At 74.0% G+C, this 8,593-nt stretch carries 8 protein-coding genes and 1 pseudogene; 8 read left to right on the forward strand and 1 reads right to left on the reverse strand.

Translation table 11 applies throughout. From position 1 onward, the window contains the following. Both K6I33_RS26915 and K6I33_RS26920 read left to right on the forward strand, forming a co-directional pair. A pseudogene (locus K6I33_RS26915) lies at positions 1 to 353 on the forward strand (hypothetical protein); the annotation flags it as partial. Then, the gene (locus tag K6I33_RS26920; RefSeq protein ID WP_229357126.1) at positions 350 to 1,927 is read left to right on the forward strand and encodes a DUF5719 family protein; all 1,578 of its coding nucleotides are present in this window, start codon (positions 350 to 352) and stop codon (positions 1,925 to 1,927) included. The pseudogene K6I33_RS26915 and the gene K6I33_RS26920, both read left to right, overlap by 4 nt. Positions 1,928 to 1,975: 48 nt before the next feature. On the opposite strand, the gene K6I33_RS26925 is transcribed toward K6I33_RS26920, so the two are convergent. Next, a complete protein-coding gene (locus K6I33_RS26925) occupies positions 1,976 to 2,470 on the reverse strand; it encodes a metallopeptidase family protein (RefSeq protein ID WP_229357127.1) in 495 nt (164 codons plus the stop codon). A gap of 273 nt (positions 2,471 to 2,743) precedes the next feature. Here K6I33_RS26925 and K6I33_RS26930 point away from each other — a divergent pair, with 273 nt between their 5' ends. The 6 genes from K6I33_RS26930 to K6I33_RS26955 all read left to right on the forward strand — a co-directional run bounded on the left by K6I33_RS26930 (position 2,744) and on the right by K6I33_RS26955 (position 8,543). Then, the gene (locus tag K6I33_RS26930) at positions 2,744 to 3,184 is read left to right on the forward strand and encodes a DUF3499 domain-containing protein (protein ID WP_229357128.1); all 441 of its coding nucleotides are present in this window, start codon (positions 2,744 to 2,746) and stop codon (positions 3,182 to 3,184) included. 95 nt (positions 3,185 to 3,279) lie between these two features. Then, positions 3,280 to 4,638, forward strand: a complete 1,359-nt coding sequence (locus tag K6I33_RS26935; protein ID WP_229357129.1) for a phosphomannomutase/phosphoglucomutase — start codon at positions 3,280 to 3,282, stop codon at positions 4,636 to 4,638. A 117-nt stretch (positions 4,639 to 4,755) separates the two neighbouring features. Continuing rightward, positions 4,756 to 4,941, forward strand: coding sequence for a Trm112 family protein (locus tag K6I33_RS26940; RefSeq protein ID WP_229357130.1), 186 nt, complete (start codon positions 4,756 to 4,758; stop codon positions 4,939 to 4,941). A gap of 84 nt (positions 4,942 to 5,025) precedes the next feature. Continuing rightward, positions 5,026 to 6,198: an SIS domain-containing protein gene (locus K6I33_RS26945; protein ID WP_229357131.1), complete on the forward strand. Its 1,173-nt coding sequence runs from the start codon at positions 5,026 to 5,028 to the stop codon at positions 6,196 to 6,198. Between the two features lie 112 nt (positions 6,199 to 6,310). Further along, positions 6,311 to 7,522, forward strand: a complete 1,212-nt coding sequence (manA, locus tag K6I33_RS26950; protein WP_229357132.1) for a mannose-6-phosphate isomerase, class I — start codon at positions 6,311 to 6,313, stop codon at positions 7,520 to 7,522. A gap of 94 nt (positions 7,523 to 7,616) precedes the next feature. Then, the gene (locus tag K6I33_RS26955; protein WP_229357133.1) at positions 7,617 to 8,543 is read left to right on the forward strand and encodes a cation diffusion facilitator family transporter; all 927 of its coding nucleotides are present in this window, start codon (positions 7,617 to 7,619) and stop codon (positions 8,541 to 8,543) included. The last annotated feature ends 50 nt before the right edge of the window (positions 8,544 to 8,593 follow it).

The raw sequence follows: 8,593 nt of genomic DNA on the forward strand, positions 1-8,593 counted from the left end.
CCCCGGCGCCCGAGGTCGTTTCATACGATCCCTACAACCCTTACGAGCAGCAGCCGGCCGTGGCCGACGCCGACCCGTACGCCGCCGACCCGTACGCCGCCGATCCGTACGCCGCCGTCCCGCACCAGCAGCAGTACGCGGAGTGGGACCGGTCCCAGGGGCAGGGGGCCTACGGACAGCAGCAGCCGTACCAGGAGAACGGCTACGCCACCGGGTACACCGGGCAGGCGCAGTACCCGGCGGACCCCTACGCGGACGGCGCGCACGACCCGTACGGTTACGGGCACCGGCCCTACGACACGACGTACGGCGGGGGCGAGGGGCCCCACCGTGACGGGAGCCAGCAGCAGTGAACCGCACCACCCTGTCCCTGTTCGCCACGACGGCCGTGCTCGCCGTCGTCACGGGTGTCGCCGCGCTCAACCCGCCGCCGGGCGACACCAAGGGCGCGCGGCCCGCGGGCCGGATGCCCGTGCAGCGCACGGCCCTGCTCTGCCCGGCGCCGACCTCCTCGGACGTGGCGAGCACGACGTACACCGCTTTCACGCCACCCGGGAAGGGCGGCACGGCGGCCGCGTCCACGGCGGACCTGCTGCCCGCAGCGGGCCCGGCACGCACGGACGGCAAGAAGGACGAGCCCAAGAAGGACGCCGCGAAGGACGCTTCGAAGGATGCTTCGAAGGCCGACAAGAAGACGGAGAAGAAGGACGGGAAGAAGGCCGAAACCGATCCGGGTAAACCCGTCCTGTCGCTGAAGGAGCCCGGCAAGCCCGTCACGGTCACCACGGAACGCTCCGACGCCCCCGCCCTCCTCGGCTCCGCCGCCGGGCCGCTGGCCCCCGGCTGGACCGCCCAGCAGACGACCACCGTCGCCGCGGGCAGCGGACGCGGGCTGCACGGCGTCTCCTGCGCGCCGCCCGACACGTCCTTCTGGTTCCCGGGCGCGAGCACGGCCAAGGGGCGCCAGGACTACGTCCATGTGTCCAACCCCGACAACGCGGCGGCCGTCGTCGACCTGGAGCTGTACGGCCCCGACGGCCGGATCAAGGCCCCCTCCGGCGAGGGCGTCACCATCCCGCCCCGCTCCACCGTTCCCGTGCTGCTGTCGTCGCTCACGGACGCGCCCACCGAGAACCTCACCCTCCATGTGGCGGCCCGCTCCGGCCGTGTGGGGGCGGCGGTGCAGGCGTCCGACGACAAGACCGGCGGCGACTGGCTGGCCCCCGCCGCCGACGTGGCGGCGGGGGCGGTGCTGCCGGGCATCCCGGCCGACGCCACCTCCGTCCGTCTCGTCGCCTTCGCGCCGGGCACGGACGACGCCGACGTCACGCTGCGGCTCGCCGGCCCGAGTGGCTCCATCAGCCCGGCCGGACACGAGTCGCTGCACGTCAAGAGCGGCATGACCACGGTCGTCGAGCTGGGGGACCTCACCAAGGGCGAGGCGGGCTCCCTGCTGCTGACCGGCGCGCGCGGCAGCGGCCCGGTCGTCGCCGCGCTGCGCGTGACGCGTGGCAAGGACGACAAGCAGGAGACCGCCTTCATCCCCGCGACCCCGGCGATCGAGGCCCGCGGCACCGTCGCCGACAACCGCGCCAAGGCGAGCACGCTGTCCCTCGTGGCCCCCGGGAAGGACGCCCAGGTGAAGGTGACCGCCTCGGCGGGCAGCGAGGGCGGCACCCCGGTCAGCAAGTCCTACACGGTCAAGGGCGGGACCACCCTCACCGTCGAACCGCCCCAGCCCACCGACGGCAAGGGCGTGTTCGCGGTGACCGTGGAGAAGGTCTCCGGCGGTCCCGTCCACGCCTCGCGCATGCTGGCGCTGCCCAAGGACGGCGTCCCGATGTTCACGATCCAGCCGGTTCCGGACGACCGGTCCACCGTGGCGGTCCCCAGGGCCGAGCAGGACCTGTCGATGCTGAACGGCTGACCGGCTCCGGCAGGACAGCCCGCCCGTCGGCTCTGGCCGGCGGGAGCGCTAGTCCTGCCCGTAGCGCGGGTCGACCGACTCGGGCGCGAGCCCGAGCAGCTCCGCCACCTGCTCCACCACGACCTCGTGAACGAGCAGCGCCCGCTCGTCACGCGTTTTGGTACGGATCTCCACCGGACGGCGGTAGACGACGATCCGGTCCGGGTCCTCGCCCCGCGCGGCGACGTACCGGCCGAGCGGCACGGTCTCGCCGTCCAGGAGCGCTTCCAGCGGATCGTCACCGAGCCCGCCGCCGGGCTCGGCCGGCACCTCGTGGACGAGGAACTCGACGGCCGCCAGCTGCGGCCAGCGCCGCTCCAGCCGCTCCGCCGAGTCCTGGACCAGGTCGACGAAGGCGTCGGCCCTGCTGACCGACAGCGGCACCTGCGGGGGCGCGATGGGGCCGCGCATACCGCGTCCGTGGCGGTCGCGGCGGCGTGGTCTGGGCCCGGCGGGACCGGGGGTGTTCCCGGCGGCGGCCGGGGGAGGTACGGGGCTGTCCATCACACCCGAGGGTATCCGCCGACCGGCCGTACGCGCGGGGTAGCCGCCCATCTCCCGGCATGTCGCCCGATGAGCGTTCCGGCCATGTCTGCGATCAATTGCAGCCACCCGCGGGATCGGCGTTCCCATGCCGAATGACACTATGTGTACCTGCTGGTGACAGTTTTCTTTGTCGCCGGACGCCTGTTCCCCCGGTCCCGACGGGGTCGACCAGGCCGTTCGACAACGCTGTCCACGGTGCGAACCGGGACGACACGGAGGGGTGAGCCGGGGGTGAGTCGTCGCGGCCCGTTCAAGAGTGCGGTACCGTCCAACCTCGTGAGCCCTGTACGTCGCTGTTCGCGCACCGCGTGCGGCCGCCCGGCCGTCGCGACGCTGACGTACGTCTACGCCGATTCGACCGCCGTCCTCGGCCCGCTCGCCACCTACGCCGAGCCCCACTGCTACGACCTGTGCGCCGAGCACTCCGAGCGGCTGACCGCGCCGCGCGGCTGGGACGTCGTCCGTCTCGCCGTCGACAGCGGCCCCGCCCGCCCGAGCAGTGACGACCTCGAAGCACTCGCCAACGCCGTGCGCGAGGCCGCGCGCCCCCAGGAGCGCACGGCCGGTCCGGGCGCCGTCCCGGGCGCGGTCGCGCAGACGGGCCGGGGCGCCGATCCGATGGAGGTCGCCCGCCGAGGCCACCTCAGGGTCCTGCGGTCCCCCGACTCCTGACGGCTCGTACGGCCCCCGCCCCCGCGCGTGGTCCGGACCGACGGTGACGACAGGTAGGTTTGATGTCCCGTACCGGACTCCAGGAGGGGTTGGCTGTGGCTGATCTGTCGCAGATCGTGAAGGCGTACGACGTGCGCGGCGTGGTCCCCGACCAGTGGGACGAGTCCATGGCCGAGCTCTTCGGCGCCGCCTTCGCCCAGGTGACCGGCGCGGACGCGATCGTCGTCGGCCACGACATGCGCCCCTCCTCCCCGGGCCTGTCCCGGGCCTTCGCCCGCGGCGCCGCCGCGCGCGGCGTGGACGTCACCGAGATCGGGCTCTGCTCGACCGACGAGCTCTACTTCGCCAGCGGGCAACTGGACCTGCCCGGCGCGATGTTCACCGCCAGCCACAACCCCGCCCAGTACAACGGCATCAAGCTGTGCCGCGCGGGCGCCGCCCCCGTCGGGCAGGACACCGGCCTCACCGAGATCCGTACCCTCGTCGAGGGCTGGCTGGACACCGGCGCCCCCGAGTCCGCCGCCACCCCCGGCACGATCACCTCGCGCGACGTCCTCGCCGACTACGCGACCCACCTGCGCTCGCTGGTGGACCTCACGGGCATCCGCCCCCTGAAGGTCGCCGTCGACGCGGGCAACGGCATGGGCGGCCACACCGTCCCGACCGTCCTCGACGGGCTGCCCGTCGACCTCGTCCCGATGTACTTCGAGCTCGACGGCACCTTCCCCAACCACGAGGCGAACCCGCTCGACCCCAAGAACCTCGTCGACCTCCAGGCGAAGGTCCGCGAGACGGGCGCCGACATCGGCCTGGCCTTCGACGGCGACGCCGACCGCTGCTTCGTCGTCGACGAGCGCGGCGAGCCCGTCTCCCCCTCCGCGATCACCGCCCTGGTCGCCGCCCGCGAGCTGGCCAAGCACCCCGGCGGCACGATCATCCACAACCTGATCACCTCCTGGTCGGTGCCGGAGGTCGTCGCCGAGCACGGCGGCGAGGCCGTCCGCACCCGCGTGGGCCACTCGTTCATCAAGCAGGAGATGGCCCGCACCGGCGCGATCTTCGGCGGCGAGCACTCCGCGCACTACTACTTCCGCGACTTCTGGAACGCCGACACCGGCATGCTGGCCGCGCTCCACGTCCTCGCGGCCCTCGGCGGCCAGGACGGCCCGCTGTCCGGCCTCGTCCAGCAGTACGACCGCTACGCCGCCTCCGGCGAGATCAACAGCACCGTCGCCGACCAGGCCGGCCGTGCCGCCGCCGTCCGGGCCGCCTACGAGGGCGCCGACGGCGCCACGCTGGACGAGCTCGACGGCCTCACGGTCGCCACGGCCGACTGGTGGTTCAACCTCCGGGCCTCCAACACCGAGCCCCTCCTCCGGCTGAACGTGGAAGCACGCGACCCCGAAACGGTGACCCGCATCCGCGACGAGGTCCTGAAGATCGTGCGCGCGTAGCGCTTTGTGGGGCCCGGGGCGAAGCCCCGGTTTCGGGAAGGGGCGGGTCAGGGGAAAATCCACCGCCCACGCGACTACGCTGACACCACAGCGCAACAACCCCCGAAGGGAAAACCCATGCCGCTCGAAGCCGGTCTCCTGGAGATCCTCGCCTGCCCGGAGTGCCACGCCTCCCTCCGCGAGGAGACCCCCTCCGAGGACACCCACGAGCTGGTGTGCGAGAGCCAGAGCTGCGGCCTGGCCTACCCCGTCCGCGACGGCATCCCCGTCCTGCTCGTGGACGAGGCCCGCCGCCCCGCGTGACGGCGGCATCGGTGTCCGACGGCGGGCGACCCCGCAACCCCGTATCCCACGGCGTACCCCACGGCACACGGAGGCTGAACAACGGTGTTCGACGAGTCCCTCCTCGATGACCCCGACGGCCTCTCCCGAGCCGACCTCCACGGTCTGCTCCGGGGCGCCGCCGAATCCGGCGCCCGGGTCCGTACGGCCGTGCGCGACGCCGCCGAGGCCGGGATCGACGCGCTCCGGCCGGACGGCCGCCCGCGCGCCGTCCTGGTCGCCGGCCCCGGACCCGCGGGCGGCTCCACCGCCGACCTGCTCGCCGCGCTCGCCGGGGACAGCTGCCCCGTCACCCTGATCCGCCCGGCGGGCGTCGCCCCCGCCCCGGGCGCCCTGCGCTGGACCCTCCCCGGCTGGACGGGCCCGCTCGACCTGCTGCTCGTCGCCAGCCCGGACGGTACGGAACCGGGTCTGGCGCTCCTCCTGGAGCAGGCCTACCGGCGCGGCTGCACCGTCGTGACCGTCTCCCCGGCCGGCTCCCCGCTCGCCGACGCCACCGCCCAGGTGCGCGGCCTCGCGATCCCGCTGACCGCCACCCCGTACGAGGCGGCGATGGCAGGCGCCACCCCCCGGAACGACGACTCCCTGGCCGTCCTGCCCACCGGCCCCGGCACGCTCTGGTCGCTGCTCACCCCGCTCCTCGCCCTGGCCGACCGCATCGGCCTGGCCGAGGCGCCGCCCGCCGCCCTGGAGGCGCTCGCCGACCGGCTCGACCACATCGCCGAGCGCTGCGGTCCGGCCATCGCCACGTACAGCAACCCCGCCAAGACCCTGGCGGCCGAGGTGGCCGACACCCTGCCGCTCATCTGGACCGAGGGCGAGCTCGCCGCCGCGGTCGGCCGCCGGTTCGCGACCACCCTCGCCGCGCTCGCCGGGCGCCCCGCGCTCGCCGCCGAGCTGCCCGAGGCGCTGACCGCGCACGGCACGCTGCTGGCCGGGGACTTCGCCGCGGGCGCCGACCCCGAGGACTTCTTCCGCGACCGGGTCGAGGAGTCCGAGGCCCTCCACGCCCGGGTGGTCCTGCTCCGGGAGCGCGGACCGGACGTCACCTCACCGGCCGGGGCCGCGCGCGAGCTCGCCCTGCACCGCGACACCCCCGTCAGCGAGCTGGAGGCCGACGAGGAGAACAGCCCGCTGGAGACCGCGGCCGACCTCCTCGCCACCACGGACTTCGCCGCCGTCTACCTGGCGCTCGCGGCCAAACCCGTGACGCCGTGACCACCCGGGCCCACAACGGCCCGAGCCCGCAACAGCCCAAGCCCGCAAGCCCGTATGTCCGCACGAGAGTCCGCAAGCCCGGTCCCGTCCCGACAAGTCAGGAACCGTCCCCATGGACCGCCTTCTCAACACCGTGCGCCCCTACGCCTGGGGCTCCACCACCGCGATCCCCGGCCTCCTCGGCACCGCGCCCACCGGAGAGCCCCAGGCCGAACTGTGGATGGGCGCCCACCCCGGCGCCCCCTCCCGCGTCGACCGCGGCACCGGCCCCGTCGCCCTGAACGAGGTGATCGCCGCCGACCCGCGCCGCGAGCTCGGCGACGCCACCGTGGCGCGCTTCGGCCCGGGCCTGCCCTTCCTGTTCAAGATCCTCGCCGCCGCCGACCCGCTCTCCCTCCAGGTCCACCCCGACCTGGAGCGGGCCAAGGCCGGCTACGCCGACGAGGAGGCCCGTGGCGTCCCGGCCGACGCCCCGCACCGCAACTACAAGGACGCCAACCACAAGCCCGAGCTCATCTGCGCTCTCACCCCTTTCGAGGGACTCTGCGGATTCCGCGCCCCCGACGCCACCGCCGAGCTGCTCGCGGCCCTGGGTGTCGACAGCCTCAAGCCGTACGTCGACCTGCTGCACGCCCACCCGGAGAGCGCGGCCCTGCGCGAGGTCCTCACCGCCGTGCTCAGCGCCGAGCGCACCGCCGTCTCCGGGACCGTGACCGAGGCGGCCGCCGCCGCCGAGCGCCTCGCCGCCGAGGACGGCCCCCACCGCGCGGCCTACGCCGCCTACGCCACCCTCGCCCGGCACTACCCGGGCGACCCCGGGGTCCTCGCCGCGATGCTCCTCAACCACGTCCTCCTCCAGCCCGGCGAGGCCCTCTACCTCGGCGCCGGCGTCCCGCACGCCTACCTCTCCGGCCTGGGCGTGGAGATCATGGCCAACTCCGACAACGTGCTCCGCTGCGGGCTCACCCCCAAGCACGTCGACGTCCCCGAGCTGCTGCGCGTGGTCCGCTTCGAGGCCACGCCCCCGGGTGTCCTGCGGCCCGAGGCCGACGTCGACGGCGCGGAGGAGTACGAGACGCCGGTGGAGGAGTTCCGCCTCTCCCGGTACGCGCTCGCCCCCGGCGCCGCGCCCCACCGGCTCGACGCCCGCACCCCCCAGATCCTGCTGTGCGTCGCGGGCCGGGCCCTGCTGCGCGCCGAGGACGGGACGGAACTGGCCCTCGCGCGGGGCGAGTCCGCCTTCGTACGGGCGGGGGAGCGGGCCGAGCTCGGCGGCGAGGGCACCGTCTTCCGCGCCACGGTGCGCGCCACGGACGCCGCCTGACGCCGGCCCGGCCGAACGGCTGCGACAATGACCGGCCGTAACGCGTAAAGGCAGAGCAAAGCAGCCGCACGGTCGGAAGGGACACCCCGCGCGCATGAGTGCATCAGGCGGTACCAAGGCCATCGTCGCCGCGCTGGGCGCCAACCTGGCCATCGCGGTGGCCAAGTTCGTGGCGTTCGCCTTCAGCGGCTCGTCGTCGATGCTCGCGGAGGGCGTCCACTCGGTCGCCGACTCCGGCAACCAGGCGCTGCTCCTTCTCGGCGGCAAGAAGGCCCAGAAACAGGCCAGCGAGGAGCACCCCTTCGGGTACGGCCGGGAACGCTACATCTACGGCTTCCTCGTCTCGGTCGTGCTCTTCAGCGTCGGCGGCGTCTTCGCGCTCTACGAGGGCTACGAGAAGATCAAGGAGCCGCACCCGCTGGAGCACTGGTACTGGCCCGTCGGCGTGCTCGTCTTCGCCATCGTGGCCGAGTCGTTCTCCTTCCGCACCGCCATCAAGGAGTCCAACGCCCTGCGCGGCGAGCAGTCCTGGAGCTCCTTCATCCGCACGGCCAAGGCACCCGAGCTGCCCGTGGTCCTGCTGGAGGACTTCGGCGCGCTCGTCGGCCTCGTCCTCGCCCTCGGCGGTGTCGGTCTGACGCTCGCCACGGGCGACAGCGTGTGGGACGGCATCGGCACGCTGTGCATCGGCGCCCTGCTCGTCGTGATCGCGCTGGTGCTGGCCGCCGAGACGAAGTCGCTGCTGCTGGGCGAGGCGGCGGGCCCGGAGCAGGTGGCGCGGATCCGCGAGGCGGCGGTGGACGGCGAGTCCGTCACCCGCGTCATCCACATGCGCACCCTCCACCTGGGCCCCGAGGAACTGCTGGTCGCCGCGAAGATCGCGGTACGGGGCGAGGACACGGCGACCCAGATCGCCCGCGCGATCGACGCGGCGGAGGCCCGCATCCGCGAGGCCGTCCCGATCGCGCGAGTGATCTACCTGGAACCGGACATCTACCAGTCCGGCCCGTCCGGCGTTTGAGGAGCGGGGGTCGGGGGCGGAGCCCCTGAACGGGGGCACCTCCCAGCGGC

Origin of the sequence: Streptomyces sp. UNOB3_S3, from assembly GCF_020740895.1 — a bacterium.
Lineage (GTDB): Bacteria > Actinomycetota > Actinomycetes > Streptomycetales > Streptomycetaceae > Streptomyces.

Coding starts and splice junctions, on each gene's coding strand:
- K6I33_RS26925 (WP_229357127.1), bottom strand. CDS start 2,470: ATGGACAGCCCCGTACCTCCCCCGGCCGCCGCCGGGAACACCCCCGGT.
- K6I33_RS26940 (WP_229357130.1), top strand. CDS start 4,756: ATGCCGCTCGAAGCCGGTCTCCTGGAGATCCTCGCCTGCCCGGAGTGC.
- manA (WP_229357132.1), top strand. CDS start 6,311: ATGGACCGCCTTCTCAACACCGTGCGCCCCTACGCCTGGGGCTCCACC.
- K6I33_RS26955 (WP_229357133.1), top strand. CDS start 7,617: ATGAGTGCATCAGGCGGTACCAAGGCCATCGTCGCCGCGCTGGGCGCC.